Source organism: Legionella sainthelensi (genome assembly GCF_900637685.1).
GTDB classification, from domain to species: domain Bacteria; phylum Pseudomonadota; class Gammaproteobacteria; order Legionellales; family Legionellaceae; genus Legionella; species Legionella sainthelensi.
This window is the reverse complement of record NZ_LR134388.1, coordinates 1,469,951-1,488,485: the sequence shown is the minus strand read 5'-3', so window position 1 is coordinate 1,488,485 and position 18,535 is coordinate 1,469,951. Positions and strand designations below refer to the sequence as shown.

Genomic DNA, 18,535 nt, shown 5'->3' with positions numbered 1-18,535 from the left:
ACGTATACTAAGGGAAAATTCAGAAACCCATAACCTGGTTTACTCGATTACACAGCAGATTGACAACATAACACCAAAATAGTCTGCTTTTAACTGTGAATATAGACATACGCACTAGATCCAACACTTAGCGGATATTTTTCAGGATCATAATCCGTTATTATAATTTGAACTGGGAAACGTTGCGGTAATAAAAACCAATTATTTTCACTATTTGTAACAATTTGCTCTTGACTGCGTGGGTCGGTTACTTGACGACTCGCGGCCCAGTTTTTAGAAATAATGACACCGTGATAGGCTTTTTTCCAAAAATAAATCCGTGGATAAATTGTAACTTTATCGCCAGCTTTAACATTTCGTAAATCGGTTTCATTAAAATTAGCCTGAATAAACATATGATCCGTATCAATGAAAGAAAATAAGGGCTTTCGTATTTCAACAGGTGCCCCCAAGGCAACAAACATATTTTGTATAATGCCATTATTTTTTGCATATACTGTTGTTTCATCTAAATCTACTTTAGCATTACGCATATGCGCAATTAAAGACTTAATATTCATCCGCTGCACAATAACATCTTGTTTGTCTTTTTCTAGCGTTTTTTCTAATGCCTTTAACGTACTCCAAGCTGTATTTTTTTCTTGCAGCAAATTATGTACAGTAACTTTAGGCACAGCGCTGTCTCTAAGGGCCAATTGATAATGTTGGTATTCAAAGGCAACTTTCTTATAAACATCGCGTTGTGCTTGCACGCTATGTTGCGTTATTTCAACTTGCTTTTGTAAGGAAATTAATTGTGCTTTTGCGCTAGCGACCCTAGCTTTATAATTTTGATAAGCTAATTCGTAGGGTTTCTTAAATACTGTGAATAATGGCTGGCCAACCTTGACATACTCTTCATTTTTTACATAAATATCAGTGATATAACCTGATACATTTGCAGCAACAGGACGGATGTTAGCCGCCACAAAAGCATTATTAGTGAAGGGAAAATAATAGACAAAATAAAAAATGAACACCACGATAAAAACACAACCAACTGTTTTAATTGGAAAATTATTTCTAATTTTAGATATTCTAAATGAAATCTTAGATAACATGAGTCAACCCTATGTTAAGCAATATTTATTCGAGCGAATTAAAAGAACGTCATCGATTATTTGTTTTAACTCTCCTAATTCCTTGGCCAGCTCGACAAACATAATATCGAGGAATACTTCTGGATCATCTTCTTTTAAAGAGTCTTTTTGTATTTTATTAAGCACTAAGGGTGCTAATTGTGGGGATACAGGAAGTTCAACATTAAGGAGTCTTACCCGCAAAACACTTAAATAATTCCGTACCTGCGTAATATTATCATCGATAATAACATAAGATCGCAGCTCCTCGTTTGCTAGATGGAAAACAAGCACACTGACTAAATGATAAATACGTTTTGTATAACCCAGAGCACTTATATTCTTACTGGTAAACGAGGGGGCTTTTCGAGTTTCAAATCGAGCTTCCTCATTAAAACGATTAAAATTCGTGAGATCAGCAAGAAACTTATTTTCATGTACAAGAAAATTATCTTTAATTGTTTGTACTGATTGAGATTTATTTAGAAAATCATTCAAGATATTTATAAGTTGCAGAAGCATATCTGCTTGAGTTTTGATGACTAAATCGCGCGCGTATTGTGGATAGAAATACCGCATAAGACTTAAAGCGATGATAAGACCAATAATAATATTAAATGGTCGCAATACAACTACATCAAGATTGTTATAATTAATAAGCATCATCACCAGGGTTAAATTTCCTAAAAAACCTCCATACTGAAATTTACTTCCCATGAAAAAATATGCATAGATAAATATGCCGCCAATTAGGGCAATCAGATTTAGAATCGCAATATTTGCAAAAAAATAAACAACGACAATGCTGTAAATAACTGCTGATAATGTTGCCGTTATACGTAAAAAACTCTTGGTGAGTACTCCACCTACAGTAGAATATTCAAAGAGAACAGATAATGCGGTTACATAACACCAACCAGGCTCTGGAATAACCAAATAGGTCGTTATCCAAAATATAATCAAATAGGCCAAAGATAAGCGCATCGAACGGAGTAGTTTTTGCGAATCAAACCCCATGATAGCCACCACCTAAATCTTGAAATAATACAACGAGCGTTAGCATTTTTTCCAATTTATTTTGATTAATTATCAACTTGAAGTAATCTAATTTAATCTGACAAGACACCACTTCAGATAAACTGACAATACCCCGACGATACCGAGAGTCAACCAAAGCACAACGCTTTTTTTCATCCAAAAATCCAGATTGATTTTTGAATAATTGTTCGCTATATGCCGAATAAGCAGATAAAGCATTATCCACTTCCTTTAAAGCCTTTTTTACCGTATCCAGATATGCATAATAGATTGCTTGCGATCGTGCTTGACTTGCTTTAATGAGTCCAAAGACTGGTGGATTAATCGCTGGTGTATTCATATAGGCTTCATTTAAAGCAAAAGCACCGTTTGAGATTTGACTGAAGCCTAAGAGCGAGTCAAGTCTGACAGAAGGTAATAAATTCGCCCACGCAACGCCTATATCCACATTCGCAGCTTTTAATTTTGCTTCTGCTTCACGTACATCGGGACGATTTTGAAGCACTGTGGCTGGTAAATTCCCTGGGATTATTTTTAAATCTTGCACTTGATTGAATGAGACTTTATAAGGTAAGGAGCCTGGATTTTGATTTAATAAAAAATGTAAGGTGTTTTGACTTACAATGATATTGTGCTGCGTTATAACGTATTGTGATTGTGTTTGTTTCATTTGGCTGGTTAATGTATCTATTTTATCTTTCGAAATGAGACCAGCACGGTATTGGCTTTGATATAATGAAATTAATTTATTTTCATCGTGTAATAAATGTTGGTATATTTTTTGTGCCTCACGCTGTGCCAAAAGAGTAAAATAGCCGGCTGATACTTGACCTATAAGGACTAACCGTATGCCATCTTGGGCATGAGCACTTGCTTCGACCTGGTATTTTGCACTTTTTTGTTGCTTTATTTGTTGAAAAATATTGAGAACATATTGTGGAAATAAAGCCACAAATGCACCCGGATCTCCTAAATTAGGCATTTGGCTATAACCAGACAAGATGCTCATTCCAGGTATCCAATTTAATTTAACTTGCTTTAGTTGTGCTTGTGCATATTGAAGATTAGCCGCGGCAATGTGAACGTTACTATTATTACGAAGTGCTTGTTGGATCAGTTGATCTAATTCAGAGTTATTTAATTGTCGCCACCATGCCATGTCAGGCAAGTCGATGCGATCATCCATTTTTACTTGTTTGGTTTGCTGAGGCCATTTTTTAGGAACTTGAGGCGATGGTTGATCCTGTCGCGATGAGAGACAGCCTTGTAAAACAATTCCTATCAGAAAAATTATAAAAATTAAAGGATTAAATTTTGCTAGACAGCGCACCATGATGAATCGAAATTTTAATATCGTGATTTTTATCATAAGGTCATCATCTTAATAAATAATCGATTTTGATGACAAAGTTGATTTATCCATGGGCGAATAGTACACCTTAAGGAGTTCGAAAAATTACATCATTTTGCAATATACCAGTGGGTTTATAGGATCGCAACAAATCGTTTTATTCGCTTGTCATTAATGAAACCAGGGTTTTTAACGTGCCTGCAGTGTTATATCATTACTATTTTTTATTTGATAATAACTTATGCTTCATATTGCCCTTTATCAACCTGAAATCCCCCCAAATACGGGAAATATCATTCGCCTATGTGCCAATACAGGAGCACAATTACATTTAATACACCCTTTAGGTTTTTCATTACAGGAAAAAGCATTACGACGTGCAGGATTAGATTATCATGAGTGGGCTTGCATTTCACACTATGAAAATTGGGAAACATTTATTCTGCAACATCAGCAAAAAACAATTTATGCGTGCAGTGCCAGAGCTGAAAAATGTTACTCGAAAATGCAATATGCCACCGAAAACATGTTTTTATTCGGACCCGAATCCAATGGATTACCAAAAGAAGTGTTAGAGAAATTTACATCCCTTTATATTCCAATGCGTGAACATAATCGCAGCTTAAATCTTGCGAATGCAGTTGCTGTTATTTTATATGAGGCTTGGAGGCAATTAGGCTTTGAATGAAACACCACTAAAAAGTATCGTTCCCAAGACATGTAATCCATTGAAACATATAAATAATTCCAATTATTTTTATTTTATGTTAAAAATACAAAGTTTTATGAGATGCCCTCGCCATATTGACTTGCAAAAAACAAGAGTTCATCAATAAGTTCAAACCTATTCTAGTTTATTGCTTACGAATAATGATGTTGCATCTCGAATAAAACAAGGATAAAGAGATTAACGAACAAGGAAATTACGTTAAATCATAATCCTAGAAACGCAAATAAACTGTCCAACTAAAAGGAATAAGAATAATGAAAAAAATAAATCTCTTCATGATCCTGTATTTCATGATTACCCTCTCTTGTTACAGTAACAACCGTTATTTTCTCTGTGGTCCTGATGAAAATGGTTGTTTTCCTGATATCTATCGATACTGTGCATGCATCCCGTATGATGATTTGGAAGCAAATAACCCTTACTGCCTGGATTTCGATAAACTCATTTGCACTCCTTTATCACAAACCAAGCATTGCGACTCAGCTTTAATTTTTAAGAATCAAGGAGAGTGTTTAGCAACCATTTTCCAAAGCGAACCTACCCCTCCTTGTCAAATCACCACACATCAATCGTGTGTTGAGCACCATACCCCTATCTGTAATAAGACAGGTCAGCCAAACTCGTGTCATTAGAGATGATGAAAAGGCATGAACATGCCTTTTCACTAAAAAACATTATTTTGTAAATCGCTTAATCATGAGTTAAGAATTTTTGGGGATAGTCAGAATGAAAGTAAGGGCTCGCAGCGTTTGACAAAGCAACCAATAATTCCTTTTGTTATAGGCTTTGTTAACCCTAAAGAAATGATCCGCCCTTTTGTAACTATCCCAAACCGTGCAAATGTTCTAATCATCAGTCTCAGAATTTTGGAGACATATACTGAGGAGATCCTCTGGTTGTTTCACAAGATAAGTTGGTTGATACTGTAATAAAATTCTCTCGGAATTATAGCCCCAAGTGACTGCAATTGACTGAATATTATTCCTTTTTGCAGCCTCAATATCTCGAGCCTCGTCCCCTATATAAAAAACCTTATTTTTATCAATTTTATACTTCTTCAATGTCCTTTTCAGCAAAGAACGTTTCGAAAAATGAGATGATTCATCATGGATAAAACTAAAAAAGTGATGAATTTGATTCATTTCCAGCCAAACACGAACATTTTCAATCGAATTGGAAGTCAAGATCCCGAGACAATATCCAGAGTTATAAAAAGTCTCTAACACTGGAGAAATATTAGTGACGGGTTGTATATTTATCATTTGATCAAATAAAAGCCTTCTAATTTCCCGTATTAGCGAAGGTATTTTATAAAAGGGAACCCCCAAAAAACTTTTTACTTCTAGAAATGTCAGATCACGAAGATGTTCCATTTCATGTTTCTCGATCTTCCTTAAGTTAAATTGTTCGGCCAATAAGTTGGTTGTTTCAATAACACAGTCATAACTATTTACTATGGTTCCATCAAAATCAAAAAGTAAATACATAAGTAAATATCCCAAACCCTCGATCGATTATTTCTAAGTGTGACATGGTATAATAGATTTGGCCATACCAACTTAGTGACAATAATCATCTTATAGTTTATTTCTGTGGGCAGCAGAATAGAGGTTACAACTTCGTCATTCCTTTTCTTTTATTTCTAATGAGATACTTTGAAAATCAAGCACACGTAAAAAGACTAACCCGATTATATTCAGGTTCAAGATTCATAGGCTCCGACAAAGAAACTAAAGCACACCCAATAGCAAAAACAGTAGAAGCTAAAGCCCATCCAGCCAATATCGCGACACCAACTTGAGGTACGCCTAAAGCCAATGATAAACCTACAGCAATCAATGAGGTTAGAGGAGAAACAATAAGAAGTGGTACCGGATCAATTCTTGGCCCCCAAAACATAGTTCCTAAAATCCATCCAGTCATAAAATCATTATGATGTTTTTCAGCATAGGCGAGTAATACAAGATCAATCGCTATGGTTCCTATCGCAGCCATAATGAATAGACCCGCGCCTCCACCATAAATTAAACCTTTGCCAATGATTAAACTAAAATCTGCAATACCTTTTTGAAGCGAGGATTCCAAAGACATATATTAGCCCTATAGAAAATGGTTTATTTTAGAACAGACACAAGAGAAACTCAACTTATAATTAAGACAGTACATGATGCAATCCAGGACGAGTCAAAAGACAATGCATCCTGATACATCATCTCATTGAAACTAATTTATTAATGAATCAATTTGATTTAGTATACACTTCGTTTTTCAACTGATGATCATATTGTCATCTCCTGATATTATTTCAACTAAGGGGTCTATAAATGCGAAAGTTATTGGCGTCATCTTTCTTTTTCCTATTTGCACTGTCCTACGCGACTGCTAATAGTTATGGCGTTCATGAAGATCATCCTTATGATTTTATCGTTACGAAACATATTTATAAACTTTCTGAAATTTATCAAATTAAATCCACTCAAAGAGAAACCTATCCAGGCTCAGTAAAAAAGAGTGCATTTCGTATCCGTACGAACTATGATTTATCGAATAAAAATGGCTGGCAAGCCACTGGAATTACACGAATTATTTCTTTAGGTTCTTTATACAATTGGGCTAAAGAAATTGATGTTTATGACACTCGTGGTTTACAAATTGGATTTATAGACGGAAATTTAGCGACCCTTGAATCAGCAAAATTTACTATTTATGAATATGATGAATCAGGAAAAGCTACTGCAATCGGGTTTGCCTACGCCAATTCAAGCTTTGACCGGTTTGTCATTTTACCATCAATAAATAATCCCCACCCAATTGCCGAGTTCAATCGAAACTTCCATGACAACAACTGGAGTGTCACTGTGCACTATCCTGAACAAATTGATGATCGAATCATTCGAATTTTTGCCGCTTTTGTTCTTGATCATGAAGATAAATTTTTAACAAACGCAGATGATTTCCAAGAAGAATAAATAACGCCATAAATAGTCCACAAAGTATGATTAATAAAGAGAAATGGGATAGGCTAGCAGAATTAATGATGAAATTGAGCATCAACGAAGCATATCTCATTGAAAAATTTATACTGGGCAGTGGTAAAGGGGGGCAGAAGCTGCATAAAACTGCCTCAACTGTTTATTTAAAGCATGAACCTTCTGGCTTGGAAATTAAATGCCAGGAATCAAGAAGCCGTGAAGACAATCGATATTTTGCAAGAATACGGCTTTGTGAAAAATTAAATGCGATTTTGAACCTTGAAAAATCACAAAAACAGCAAAAAATTGAAAAATTAAAACGCCAAAAGAAAAGGCGCTCAAGACGTGCCCAGCAAAAAATCTTAGATGATAAATCCAAACATAGTGAGCTAAAAATACTACGAAAAAAACCTCAATCCCATGAATAATTAATTTGTGTGGCTGCAATTAATGTTGGGCCTATGCTTAACATGTAAGGTTAGCCTAATAAATTATTAATTATCCAATTATAAAATAAAGAAATATTTTCAATAAATTGGAGTTTAATAATGGCTGCAAATGAAGAAGTGATTAAAGAGTATTTAAACAAAGATTATTATAAAATTCTTGGTATTGATGACAAAGAAAAGGCTAATGATAGTCAATATTTAAAGCAAGCCTATAAGAATAAATCCCGAGAGGTTCATCCAGACAAGCATCAAACAGAAAAAGAAAAATGGACTGAGGCATTTAAAAAAGTTAATGAAGCATATACGGTTCTCTCCGATCCGGATAAAAAATCATTATATGATCAATCCATTGCCAGTAATGAAAAATTGCGTCCGGAAAATTATAAACGGTTCTTTCATAACGCAAAAAAAGCCAACAAAGATAACGGCACTAAAGACTCAGCCAAGAAAGATAATGACGGAGGATACTCTGCCTTGAAACCCAATGAGCTTGCATCAGATCTCAGACTTGGTAACACCAGAGTCTATATTTATATTCCCCCTGATTTTCTCAATATGGGAGTTGCTACAAGAACTCATTGTCATGGACGTGATACTTCCGTCAGTTTTGAGGTTGATTTTCCAGAAGGTTATTACACAAGTGCGCAAAATTTATCATATAACGAAAGCCAGGACAGTATTAATATTACAATCAGAAAGTTCAGAAATTTTACAGACACATTTCCATCAATCAATTATAATTTAGAAGCAAAGACCTTTTTACTCGCCATGCAGAAAAAGGATGATTATGACTCATCTCCCTTGGTTATCGGACTTATCACTGTAAGTGAAAATCATAAATTTGCAATTTTTAGTTTTATTGAAAATCTGCCTGAAGAAACCATCATAGAAGGATTATTATGGGATGGTTTTAAAAGTCTTCCTAATGAATTCGGAAGTGCATATAGAGCAGATAAGAATAGCTATTTTAGCATCACTCAAAATTTAGTGACCTCCAATGAACATACAACTTTACTACGCCAAAAACAAGAAGAGCTAGAAAATCCAGGAAAAAAACCCACATTTAGTATGGAATTATTCAAAAAAGAACTTGCACAAGCACAAGAAGACAGCATGAGAGTCAGGTTTTTTGGCACAAGTGAGTTTGTTTCTGATTTATTAAAAGGCAAGCCAATTAGCTTTCATGAGATACAGGCTCATGCTCAAAGTTTCCCATTAGGTACAGTGAAAAAAGTATTGGATAAATTTGATATTAGTAACCAAAAAATAGCACTTGATTTTAAGCCTTGACTGTTTAAAAAAGAACAAATCAAGTGCGTAGCTATCCCGTATAAATACTATGTATACGGGATAGGAATTATTGATAAGCCGTGATGATCTCAGAATTTAATTTTCTACCCATTGCAAGATAATCCGTATTATGCAGCAATGACATTGCATCGATAATCGTTTTAATGCCACGAACATCAACACCTAAACTCTCACCTAAGGTATACCAAGGAACTAATATAAATGGCACATCTTCTTGGACATATCGGGTTTTTGTAGACGCAGGAAAAAATGAAATGGAATTATGAATCGGTGAGTTTTTAAAATAATCATAAATGGATGTAAATTGATGTCCATAATACCTATTTAAAACCTCATAGTGAGGAGGTATGTCATACCCTAGTTTATTGCCTATTAACAAACGCTCCTCATCTAAACGCATCAAGACTTGGGCTGTTTCTTCTGAAATCCCTTGATTATAAAAATAAAACATATCTTGATTGCCAATTCTCGCTGCATTAAACAAAATTGCTGGGGTATGGCCGATACCGCTAGTATTATAAAGACCCACTTCAAGCACACTCGATTTGGCATACAATGGGCAGGGTATTACATCAGATAATTCTTTGATTATTTCATAAATCTGATTTTTAGGTACACTGGCAATACCAACAAATTGTTTGGTTGCGACAATATGTACACCACCTTCATTATTTGCTCTACACGCGTAAGGAAAAGACGTAAGCTCGGCTAATCTGATCTCTTTTTCGTAAGAACTATTGGTTATCAATTGATGGGCAAAAACAGAGGAAAAATACCCTGCTAAATTAACAATGATTTGACCTGCACGAAGATAGGGTAATAAATCAGGCATTAACTGCTCGCATGCAAAAGCAGGTAAAGCCATAAGAATAACTTCTGCTTTTTCTATACAGGGTTGCAAATCAGTATGCATCGCATGGATTGGTGCAAACCCCTCTATTTCACCAGTTAAGTAAATGCCTTTTTGCTGGTAAATGGCATGAAAAGCGCCTGGATGTTGCGGATCGGCATACAAAGATACCTCATGCCCCATAAGACTTAAATGTCCTGCCAGTGCTTGACCACCATGACCACAACCTAATACTGCTATTTTTTTCATATGCATCTCCAATATCAATTAGCTATGGCAATGATCTCTTTAGTTGGCGTATTGCCTAGAAACCCCGTTTGAATTCCTTCTTGATACATTAATGTCAAAGCTTCAAGCCCATGCGACTTACCCCATATGTTACGATCCGCGAAATAAACTTTATGATTTTTAACTGCATTCAGTTGTTGCCATAATGGATTTTTTTGAAAATTGACAAAAGCACTGCGATCATCACCTGTCAGCAAAATAACGATTTGATCGGGATTTTTTCTTAGTAAACCCTCCAGCGAGAGCTCATACAATTGACTCGAAGTATCTTCCGTAATCATGTTATGTTTTTCAAATTGGTCGAGAATTTGGCTGGTAATTGAGTTATGAGCAAGAGCATTGAAGCTGTTGTTGGCCGTAGGGAATCCGATAAGCACTTTTGAGTGCCCTCCTTTTTTAGCTAGCTTTTGGGCCACTATATATTGCTTTTGATAGTTTGCTACAATTGAAGGAACTTGAGACATGGTATTCGTTTTCTGAGCGATGATGTTAAGGTTGTCTATCTGTTGTTCCGGCAAGCCAAAAATTCCTTTTAACAAAATTGTAGGTGCAATTTTTTCCAATTGCGCTTGAATCGCTTGATTAAAATCAATATCTCCAATAATTAAGTCAGGTTTTAAAGAGGCTATTGCTTCAAGATTAGGTGCTTCACGTGCACCAACGCTCGGAGTTTTCGCTATAATTGATTCTAAATAATCAGGATCTGCCCCCTCATATAAAAATCCACTCGTTCCAACACCCACTGGTTTTAAACCAAGCTGATTTAAATTATCCAGCAAACTAAATTCTAATACTACAATGCGCTTAGGAATTGCCGTCTGGTCCATGTGAGAGTGGGAGCTAGCATGAGCAAAATTACATAGAATTCCAATGGAAGAAAGGCAGATTGCTCGCCAATATTGTTTTATTTGGAACATCACTTCACTCATTTGTCATGTTAATGAAATTGCATTCTAGATCAGTAAAATTAATATTGCAAATGATAATCATTATCATTTATGATGTAATCCTTTCAAACCATAACTCGGGAAAGCAGTGTGTTGTAAGATTTTAAGTCGTGCGGTAATACTCGACCTCTTTTCCTGGTTTAACCGAAATGGAGAAATTTTATGAACAGTAAACGCATCGATTTTATTGGTGATTTATTAACTGTGCGTTTATTACCAATAGAAGTACTCAAACCCCATGAAAAATTTTGCCCAAATAATTTTAGTTATTGGTTGAAAAAAATTACGTCCATGCAGTGTTGGACACATCCATTATTGGTTGATAAAAACACTAAAGTGATTATGGATGGCCATCATCGTCATCAGATTGCACAAAAATTAGGACTGAAATATATTCCTTGTATTTTGACCAGCTATAAAAATCCTTATATTAAAGTTTATTTCTATAAAGATAACGCTGAAATAGATAACCAATTAATCATCAACGCCGGACAAAGCGGTAAATTATTCGATAGCAAATCAACACGACATGAAATAACCATTAATTGTATTCCACAAATCAACGTCCCTTTGGCTTTACTACAGTAGATAGAAATCATGAGAAATAAATTACAGCGCATAGATGAATTAATCGGTAACACACCAGTCATAGAACTCACCCACCCTCTTTTATCGAGTAGAAAACAACTCTTGTTAAAATTGGAGTCTTTTAATCCAACTTTTAGCATTAAAGATAGAACTGCATTAGGCTTAATCCAACATGCTTTTTCCTCAGGAAAACTACAACCAGGAGGCATAGTCATTGAGTCGACATCAGGTAATTTAGGTAAATCATTGGCCATGCTCGGCGCAGTCATGAACTTTAAAGTAATATTAGTCGTTGATCCCAAGGTTCCACAAACATTTAAAAATTGGTGTGAGGCTTATGGGGCTGAAGTAGTGATTGTGACAGAAACCGACGACGAAGGAGGATATCAAAAAACAAGAATTCAAAAGGTACGCGAATTGCTAGAACACTACAAGCATGCTTATTGGCCCAATCAATACGACAACCAAGCCAATCCAAACTTTCATTTTTCCCAAACAGCTAAAGAAATACTTGATCTTGAGATGAATAGCATTTTTGGAGCAGTCAGCACTGGTGGGCATATGACAGGCATTGCTCGATACATCAAATATCATAAACCCGATGTCGAAGTGATTGCTTGTGATGTTATAGGTTCAGCAATATTTGGTAAGCCATTTAAACCTTATTTATTAAATGGTGTTGGCTTGTCTTGGAGAAGTGCGAATGTCGATTTAGATGTTTTTAATAAAGTTTGTCATGTGAGCGATCAAGATGCAATTTCAATGTGTCATTTAATGGCAAAACATGCAGGAATGCTGCTCGGTGGCTCCGGTGGTTTAGTCCTTTTTGCCGCAATGAGCTATTTATTACAGGATTATGCAGATAAAGCGGTATGTATTATTCCAGACAGTGGCATCAATTATTTACATCAAATTTATGATAAAGGTTGGTTAGAAAAACAACAAATATGCTTATTAAATCAAAACCAATTAACCAATAATTTACAATATTTCTCATTTAGAGATGATTAGAAAATGAAGCTATTTGGCACTTATATTATGTTGGTAATGGTTTTACTAGCTTTGATACTGAGTTCTTTAAGCATTGGAACTATCCCCATTTCTATAAGCAAAATCATCAATTTTATACACCATAAAGATATGAGTATAGAATCGATTCTTTTAGAAAGCATACGTATTCCCCGCACTGTTTGTGCAGTCCTTGTTGGAGCTGCTCTAGCATTAACAGGGGTAATCTTATTTTATATTTCAGGTAATGAATTAGGTTGTCCTAGTTTGCTTGGTATTAATCAAGGGGTTTTTGTTGGAGTTATCGCCAGTGTTGTGTTGACGCAGTCTATGATGATGAAGAATCTATTTCTTTGTGGGATTCTAGCTGGAACAGGTGCTGGGTTAGTGACTTTTCTCATGTCGTTCAAACTGGGGTTTTCTCCATTGAAATTAATACTCATAGGACAAGCTATCAACTTGTTCTGTTATGTGCTCTGTCAATTATTGCTCATGCTTGCCCCCCAATATGCAGACGCATTATTAGTAAGTTTGAATGGATCGTTAGCGAACAGTAATTGGACATTATTAGAAACTTTTGGTTCAGTTCTTTTATTAACAAGTGTGTTAGCCATAGTTTTTATGAAGCAAGGTTATCTTTTATCTTTAGGTACTGATGTTGCAAAAAATATAGGTGTACAGGTGAATAAAATACTGTGCTTATTTTTAGGAGTCATTTTGATCCTAAGCACAAGCTCAGTTTTAATTGTCGGGCCATTATTATTTTTTCCGCTTCTGGCCCTACACTGCAGTAAATTATTCATTTCAAGTAATAAGCCTCATCATTTTGCTTTAGTCACTGCCTGTGTGGGGAGTATATTGTTATTAGCTAGTGATCTGTGTATGCGCGTTCTTTATCCAGATTGGGAAGCACCGCTTAATTTATTTATTGCCATACTAGGTGTACCCTTGTTAATCATACGAGCAAGGAGTTTGCACTAAATGCGGTTTAAAATTGTCCTATTAGTTGCTCTCGTTATTACTTTATCAATTGCAACACTGCTCTTTGGTAAGACAACATTCTCATTACATGACTTATGGCAAATGAACCACTTGGATAAAAGCAATTATTTCATCCTCTTTGACATCAGAATTCCACGCTTAATCACGAGTATTTACACTGGGATATTATTTGCTTTAGCAGGCAGTATTTTTCAAGCAATACACAAAAATCCAGTAGCATCTCCAGATATTTTAGGAGTTAATGCTACTGCCATTTTTGCTATTCTATTTTTTTCTCATGTCTTTGATACTCAACAAGGTGTATTAGGATATGCCTTAATCGGAGCACTCTTTGGTTTTGGATTGACCACCATCCTAAGTACAAGCAATCGCCAAATTGATAACATTCGTTTGATTATTATTGGCATTGCCCTAAGCATTTTATTCAAAGCCTTGAGTCAATTTTTAGTGATTGAATCTAAGGAAAACATTCATACCCTCTTACATTTTTTAAATGGGACTTTGTACCAGGCCAGTTGGCAACAGCTCGGCTTTATGACTTACTCCGTTCTAATTTGCATCACTCTTTGTTTATTTTGTGCTCCCTACCTGGATGTCATCATGCTTCACACAGATATTTCCCGATCAGTTGGATTACCATTGAGATTTTGGCAAATTTTTTTCATTGGATTAGCGTTGTATATGTCAGCAAGTGCCATAAGCACTTGCGGCAGTTTAGGGTTTATTGGCTTCATTGCGCCCAATATGTCTCGAATTCTCTTTGGCCATAGTCATCGCTCTAACTTATATGGTTCTCTATTGATCGGTTGCTGTTTAGTCCTCGGAGCAGATTTAATCAGCCGCATTATGTTCTATCCTTTAGAAATTCCCATAGGAATAGTCTTAATTTTTATAGGGACACCATTCTTTCTCTATTTGTTAAAAACAATGCACAGGAATTATTATGGTTGAAATTAATGCAACAAATCTTAATGTTTTTTCAGAACGCACTCATATTATTAAAAACTTAAGCCTAAAAATCCCTGCAAACCAAGTAACTGCAATTATTGGACCCAATGGTTCTGGCAAGTCTACACTGTTGAAAACACTGTCAGGCTTGATGAAACCGCACAGTGGCAAGGTATACATTGATAAGCAATCAATCGATTTCTATAGTCGCAAACAATTAGCACGAAAAATGTCGTTCTTAATGCAAAACCCGGAAGCGCCCGGATCAATGACCGTTAAAGAGTTAGTCAGTTTTGGGCGTTTTAGCCATCAGACTTGGTTTGGATTCAATGAAAACGGACAGGATCAAATCCATTGGGCTATCAAACAGGTGAATTTAGAAGATAAAAGTGATCATTGTTTGTCAAAATTATCCGGTGGACAGCAAAAGCGGGCTTGGATAGCTATGGCACTTGCTCAAAATAGTGATGTTTTGTTACTCGATGAACCTACCGCTTTTTTAGACATACGCCACCAATTAGAAACTTTGTTGCTGTTGCAAAAATTAAAAAAGGAGTTAGGGAAAACTATTGTGGTTGTCTTACATGATATCCCACAAGTCATTCAATTTGCTGATTATTTGATAATTATTGATCAAGGCAGACTGATGCATCAGAGCACAATTCAGTCTAACCTCGATCCCCAATTATTTGAAAAAGTGTTTGGCATTCAGGTAGAACTCAAACACAACCCATTTCAGGGAACATCATTAACCATACACGGAGTAGCAGAAACCCAAGGCAGTTAAAAACCGTCTCTATTCAGAAATGGTCAAAACTAACTGTCACACTTAAGTACGATTGAGAGTCTATAAATATGTTGCAATTATCAAGCTATTCTACCAAACAATTATTTGCTGTAGTTATTATTGGTACCATGATGATGATGGAAAGCATTGATACCAATATTTTAAATGTAGCAATCCCGGCCATGGCGCAATCATTAGGTGTCCCCACTCTGAGCTTAAAACTCCCTATTACGAGTTATTTAATTAGTTTGTCTGTTTTTATTCCCATTAGCGGCTATTTAGCAGATAAATTTGGTACTAAAATCATTTTGATGATTGCAATTTTTTCCTTTGGCTTATTTTCTTTATTATGTGGTTGGGCAACTTCTTTACTCCAACTTACTTGCTTTCGTGCTTTACAGGGCATTGCAGGAGCCTTATTGGTCCCTGTAGGCCGGTTATTGATGTTACGAGTATTTTCCAAACAAGAATTAGTCAAAGTTTATATGTTCATTTCTATGCCTTTGCTATTAGGCCCTTTATTAGCCCCTTATATTGGAGGATTATTAGTCTCTCATTTAAGCTGGCGCTTTATTTTTTATGTCAATATTCCCTTTGCACTTTTGATGTTGTTTGCAACCTTGCGCTTTGTTGACAATTACACTCAATCAACGCAGCCCTTCAATTGGCCTTCTTTTATTCCATTAGCTCTATTTTTGGCAATTACAGCTTATTGGTTAGATACTACCTCCGAAATCAACAGCATCCGTGATCAGTTGATAATGATCATACTTATCCTAATCAGTTTTATTATTTATCTGCTTATCGAACGCAAATCAACACATCAGATAATCCATTTTAAATTATTTAAAATTAGAACTTATAGGCTGTGTTTTTTTAGTAGTGCTATAAGCCGCATTACTTTGGGCGCACGGGCATTTATCATGGTATTGTATTTCCAGCTTGCATTGACCATGTCACCAACTGAAAGCGGATTATTAATTTCCTCTATGGCTATCGGATACCTATTTAGCCGAATTTTTATTGCGCGATACCTAAAAAGATTTGGCTTTAAAAAAACACTCCTTTGGTCTAACTTTGGAACATGTCTTGCTACTGTGCTGTTATGCTTCATTGAACAAGCGAATGTGTTTGCATGGTCGATAATGATTTCACTAGGATTTTTTTCTGCCATTATTCTATTATTACTCAACGTATTATGTTTTTCAGACATTGAAAACGAAAAATATGCTGCGGCAACCAGTTTAAACAGCACGACCCAACAACTATTCGTGTCGCTTGGAATTTCTATCGCTGCTTGGAGCATGCATTTATTTAATTATTCATTTGGCTCTTTTACTATGACTTCCTTTCACGTAACGTTTATCTGTATCGCGGTGATTAGTTTAATTGGGCAAATTCCTTTTTTAAAATTACAAAACTCCGATGGGAATAATTTACTTTGAGGTATCCAAAAAGAACTGCAAGTACCGCAACTCAAACAAACTGAGGTATCTCCTGAATGAGGCATAGCCACTGTGCCACAAATTATGCTTTCTTAAAAATTGTTTTAGCAAATTGTTGTTTTTCGTAGAACATAACGAATTACTAAGGCGCCAAACTGGCAAAAACCACCATTCTTCAATGTTCATACCCGAAAAACACTTTTTTATTCTAAACTTTGAATAATAAGCTGTGATTAAGAAGAGAAGAATGTCTGCAATTACAAAAAATTTACAAACACAATTAACCATTGATCAACAAACTATAGAATCAATCGAAAACGCTTTAAAAGCAAAAAAAATTAAATGTCTAGTACAGGCTTATTTCTCCGAGTTGGATACAATTCGCCTTCAAAAACATGTCAGCGATAATGAAAAACAAGAAATTGGTCGTGCTAAAAAAGTCGAAATAATTGCTCAAATTATGGAGCTCGCAAGTCAGGGCAATGAAATTACCAAACTTTTCGGTGAGATTGCTGATAACGCCCATACACTCATTCACATTCCTGAAGAAGCATCTAAGTTATTGATCCATGGTGGTGGAATTGGCGCATTGGTAACAGGGATACTTGGGTTTACCACTATTCCTCTTTTATGTGCTTTAGAAAAGCGAAAACCTAAACCTAACGAGGCCATACTTATGGGTCTTTCTGTTGCCACTATTGTGCTTGGCTCATTAGCCATTGCTGCAGTAGGAGGACCTGTAGGAGTAGGTGCTTTTGTATTAGCAATTACTACTATAGGCTTAGGTAGAACCGCATTTAATTATTTTCATGAATGGCGGGAAAGAAAAGCGTTGGAAAAAGAAGTCCATCAATTAGAACAACAACTAAATGATTTAGAAAACTCACTTGATCAGGATGTCAATAAGATTTCAAAGCTCAAAAAGAAACTCATGCATGAGCTCGATCAGCCTCCCTTAACAATTGATCCTAAAAAAATTGAAAGCCTAAAAACAGAACTCAAAAAAACATCGGAACATTTAGAGTCTGTAATTAAAGAGTTAGACAATAAAAGCATTGTTTTTGCCAATAAGAGCTCTAAACTTTTAGAACTCCAAGAAAAACGAACCAGTCGATGGGAACTTGCAAGAAAAGGAATATATGTTAGCGCGGGTATTCTAGCCGTAGTAGGTGCAATTTTAATGTTAACTCCTGCCGCCCCCATAGGAGCAACATTGATGTTGGCGGCGAGCGCTATCACTGTCACTACACTTGTCAGCTCATTTGCAGTCAACCGAATTAAAAATTATCAAGCCCAAAAATCTCAGGCTAATGCGAAACAGTCTTTACATCAAGCACAAAATATTGACACCAACGTAGGACATAGTTCTGAATATATTATTGCTCAATCTCTCACTCCCGAAGGTGAAAAGGTTCAACACACATTACAAAAGGAAATCGAAAATGCATCTAATTTGCATGAGATTAGCAAAGAAGATAAAGATTCTAGTCTCTTAAAATTGAAGCAAGAAAAGACGTCAATTCCCAAAAAAGCTCCTCAAATTGAAGCATCTGAGGATAGCTTTTTGGAGAAAAGCAAAGCAACTCATCAAGATGGAATTAAAACACCTAAAACTCCCGAAGATGAAGACAGTGAAAGCTCTAGAGATGGAGTCTCACCTGGCTAAAGAATAGATCCACCCTTGCCTTGCAGTAGACAAAATT

19 protein-coding genes are annotated in these 18,535 nt (G+C 35.7%); 12 read left to right on the top strand and 7 right to left on the bottom strand.

The features are described 5' to 3' along the window. Positions 1–89 precede the first annotated feature (89 nt). From EL220_RS06655 to EL220_RS06645, 3 genes are read right to left on the bottom strand one after another with little or no spacing between them, the layout of a single operon-like run. Positions 90–1,100 (bottom strand): HlyD family secretion protein, encoded by a 1,011-nt coding sequence (locus tag EL220_RS06655; RefSeq protein WP_027271095.1) that lies wholly within the window; start codon positions 1,098–1,100, stop codon positions 90–92. Positions 1,101–1,109: 9 nt separating this feature from the next. Then, on the bottom strand, positions 1,110–2,135 hold the full coding sequence (locus EL220_RS06650) for an FUSC family protein (protein WP_027271096.1): 1,026 nt from the start codon (positions 2,133–2,135) through the stop codon (positions 1,110–1,112). Beyond that, positions 2,125–3,489, bottom strand: a complete 1,365-nt coding sequence (locus EL220_RS06645) for a TolC family protein (protein ID WP_065236240.1) — start codon at positions 3,487–3,489, stop codon at positions 2,125–2,127. The genes EL220_RS06650 and EL220_RS06645 overlap by 11 nt, the downstream gene beginning before the upstream one ends. Before the next feature lie 259 nt (positions 3,490–3,748). Between EL220_RS06645 and EL220_RS06640 the strand changes: the two genes are divergently transcribed. Together EL220_RS06640 and EL220_RS06635 are read left to right on the top strand one after the other, a co-directional pair. Continuing rightward, a complete protein-coding gene (locus EL220_RS06640; RefSeq protein WP_027271098.1) occupies positions 3,749–4,195 on the top strand; it encodes a tRNA (cytidine(34)-2'-O)-methyltransferase in 447 nt (148 codons plus the stop codon). Positions 4,196–4,491: 296 nt separating this feature from the next. After that, positions 4,492–4,869 carry a hypothetical protein gene (locus EL220_RS06635; protein ID WP_035906048.1) on the top strand — a complete coding sequence of 126 codons (378 nt, stop codon included), beginning with the start codon at positions 4,492–4,494 and terminating at the stop codon, positions 4,867–4,869. 213 nt (positions 4,870–5,082) lie between these two features. Here the strand turns inward: EL220_RS06635 and EL220_RS06630 are convergent, their stop codons facing one another. Continuing rightward, entirely contained in the window at positions 5,083–5,724 is a 642-nt protein-coding gene (locus EL220_RS06630) for an HAD hydrolase-like protein (protein ID WP_027271100.1), read from the bottom strand. 175 nt (positions 5,725–5,899) lie between these two features. Then, positions 5,900–6,328, bottom strand: a complete 429-nt coding sequence (locus EL220_RS06625; RefSeq protein WP_027271101.1) for a hypothetical protein — start codon at positions 6,326–6,328, stop codon at positions 5,900–5,902. Between the two features lie 233 nt (positions 6,329–6,561). Here EL220_RS06625 and EL220_RS06620 point away from each other — a divergent pair, with 233 nt between their 5' ends. From EL220_RS06620 to EL220_RS06610, 3 genes are all read left to right on the top strand, one after another. Next, on the top strand, positions 6,562–7,206 hold the full coding sequence (locus EL220_RS06620) for a hypothetical protein (protein WP_027271102.1): 645 nt from the start codon (positions 6,562–6,564) through the stop codon (positions 7,204–7,206). Between the two features lie 26 nt (positions 7,207–7,232). Beyond that, positions 7,233–7,637: a peptide chain release factor family protein gene (locus EL220_RS06615; protein ID WP_027271103.1), complete on the top strand. Its 405-nt coding sequence runs from the start codon at positions 7,233–7,235 to the stop codon at positions 7,635–7,637. 120 nt (positions 7,638–7,757) lie between these two features. Continuing rightward, entirely contained in the window at positions 7,758–8,948 is a 1,191-nt protein-coding gene (locus tag EL220_RS06610) for a J domain-containing protein (protein WP_027271104.1), read from the top strand. Positions 8,949–9,015: 67 nt separating this feature from the next. Here the strand turns inward: EL220_RS06610 and EL220_RS06605 are convergent, their stop codons facing one another. Both EL220_RS06605 and EL220_RS06600 read right to left on the bottom strand, forming a co-directional pair. Then, positions 9,016–10,068: an NAD/NADP-dependent octopine/nopaline dehydrogenase family protein gene (locus tag EL220_RS06605; RefSeq protein ID WP_232002674.1), complete on the bottom strand. Its 1,053-nt coding sequence runs from the start codon at positions 10,066–10,068 to the stop codon at positions 9,016–9,018. A gap of 14 nt (positions 10,069–10,082) precedes the next feature. Continuing rightward, positions 10,083–11,024: an ABC transporter substrate-binding protein gene (locus tag EL220_RS06600; RefSeq protein WP_232002673.1), complete on the bottom strand. Its 942-nt coding sequence runs from the start codon at positions 11,022–11,024 to the stop codon at positions 10,083–10,085. 192 nt (positions 11,025–11,216) lie between these two features. Here EL220_RS06600 and EL220_RS06595 point away from each other — a divergent pair, with 192 nt between their 5' ends. The 7 genes from EL220_RS06595 (at position 11,217) to EL220_RS06565 (ending at position 18,498) form a co-directional block, all read left to right on the top strand. Next, positions 11,217–11,642 carry a ParB N-terminal domain-containing protein gene (locus EL220_RS06595; RefSeq protein ID WP_027271107.1) on the top strand — a complete coding sequence of 142 codons (426 nt, stop codon included), beginning with the start codon at positions 11,217–11,219 and terminating at the stop codon, positions 11,640–11,642. Positions 11,643–11,651: 9 nt separating this feature from the next. Beyond that, positions 11,652–12,653: a cysteine synthase family protein gene (locus EL220_RS06590; RefSeq protein WP_027271108.1), complete on the top strand. Its 1,002-nt coding sequence runs from the start codon at positions 11,652–11,654 to the stop codon at positions 12,651–12,653. 3 nt (positions 12,654–12,656) lie between these two features. Continuing rightward, positions 12,657–13,631 (top strand): iron ABC transporter permease, encoded by a 975-nt coding sequence (locus EL220_RS06585; protein ID WP_027271109.1) that lies wholly within the window; start codon positions 12,657–12,659, stop codon positions 13,629–13,631. After that, positions 13,632–14,603 (top strand): FecCD family ABC transporter permease, encoded by a 972-nt coding sequence (locus tag EL220_RS06580; protein WP_027271110.1) that lies wholly within the window; start codon positions 13,632–13,634, stop codon positions 14,601–14,603. Next, positions 14,596–15,387 (top strand): ABC transporter ATP-binding protein, encoded by a 792-nt coding sequence (locus tag EL220_RS06575; RefSeq protein WP_027271111.1) that lies wholly within the window; start codon positions 14,596–14,598, stop codon positions 15,385–15,387. The genes EL220_RS06580 and EL220_RS06575 overlap by 8 nt, the downstream gene beginning before the upstream one ends. A 68-nt stretch (positions 15,388–15,455) precedes the next feature. After that, positions 15,456–16,832: an MFS transporter gene (locus EL220_RS06570; RefSeq protein ID WP_027271112.1), complete on the top strand. Its 1,377-nt coding sequence runs from the start codon at positions 15,456–15,458 to the stop codon at positions 16,830–16,832. Between the two features lie 247 nt (positions 16,833–17,079). Further along, positions 17,080–18,498 (top strand): hypothetical protein, encoded by a 1,419-nt coding sequence (locus EL220_RS06565; protein WP_027271113.1) that lies wholly within the window; start codon positions 17,080–17,082, stop codon positions 18,496–18,498. The last annotated feature ends 37 nt before the right edge of the window (positions 18,499–18,535 follow it).

Bases quoted from the DNA above. Each gene is read 5' to 3' on its own strand.
- EL220_RS06610 (WP_027271104.1), top strand. From the start codon at position 7,758: ATGGCTGCAAATGAAGAAGTGATTAAAGAGTATTTAAACAAAGATTAT.
- EL220_RS06655 (WP_027271095.1), bottom strand. From the start codon at position 1,100: ATGTTATCTAAGATTTCATTTAGAATATCTAAAATTAGAAATAATTTT.
- EL220_RS06575 (WP_027271111.1), top strand. From the start codon at position 14,596: ATGGTTGAAATTAATGCAACAAATCTTAATGTTTTTTCAGAACGCACT.
- EL220_RS06600 (WP_232002673.1), bottom strand. From the start codon at position 11,024: ATGTTCCAAATAAAACAATATTGGCGAGCAATCTGCCTTTCTTCCATT.
- EL220_RS06590 (WP_027271108.1), top strand. From the start codon at position 11,652: ATGAGAAATAAATTACAGCGCATAGATGAATTAATCGGTAACACACCA.
- EL220_RS06630 (WP_027271100.1), bottom strand. From the start codon at position 5,724: ATGTATTTACTTTTTGATTTTGATGGAACCATAGTAAATAGTTATGAC.
- EL220_RS06650 (WP_027271096.1), bottom strand. From the start codon at position 2,135: ATGGGGTTTGATTCGCAAAAACTACTCCGTTCGATGCGCTTATCTTTG.
- EL220_RS06585 (WP_027271109.1), top strand. From the start codon at position 12,657: ATGAAGCTATTTGGCACTTATATTATGTTGGTAATGGTTTTACTAGCT.
- EL220_RS06625 (WP_027271101.1), bottom strand. From the start codon at position 6,328: ATGTCTTTGGAATCCTCGCTTCAAAAAGGTATTGCAGATTTTAGTTTA.
- EL220_RS06570 (WP_027271112.1), top strand. From the start codon at position 15,456: ATGTTGCAATTATCAAGCTATTCTACCAAACAATTATTTGCTGTAGTT.
- EL220_RS06620 (WP_027271102.1), top strand. From the start codon at position 6,562: ATGCGAAAGTTATTGGCGTCATCTTTCTTTTTCCTATTTGCACTGTCC.
- EL220_RS06595 (WP_027271107.1), top strand. From the start codon at position 11,217: ATGAACAGTAAACGCATCGATTTTATTGGTGATTTATTAACTGTGCGT.
- EL220_RS06640 (WP_027271098.1), top strand. From the start codon at position 3,749: ATGCTTCATATTGCCCTTTATCAACCTGAAATCCCCCCAAATACGGGA.
- EL220_RS06580 (WP_027271110.1), top strand. From the start codon at position 13,632: ATGCGGTTTAAAATTGTCCTATTAGTTGCTCTCGTTATTACTTTATCA.
- EL220_RS06605 (WP_232002674.1), bottom strand. From the start codon at position 10,068: ATGAAAAAAATAGCAGTATTAGGTTGTGGTCATGGTGGTCAAGCACTG.
- EL220_RS06615 (WP_027271103.1), top strand. From the start codon at position 7,233: ATGATTAATAAAGAGAAATGGGATAGGCTAGCAGAATTAATGATGAAA.
- EL220_RS06635 (WP_035906048.1), top strand. From the start codon at position 4,492: ATGAAAAAAATAAATCTCTTCATGATCCTGTATTTCATGATTACCCTC.
- EL220_RS06645 (WP_065236240.1), bottom strand. From the start codon at position 3,489: ATGGTGCGCTGTCTAGCAAAATTTAATCCTTTAATTTTTATAATTTTT.
- EL220_RS06565 (WP_027271113.1), top strand. From the start codon at position 17,080: ATGTCTGCAATTACAAAAAATTTACAAACACAATTAACCATTGATCAA.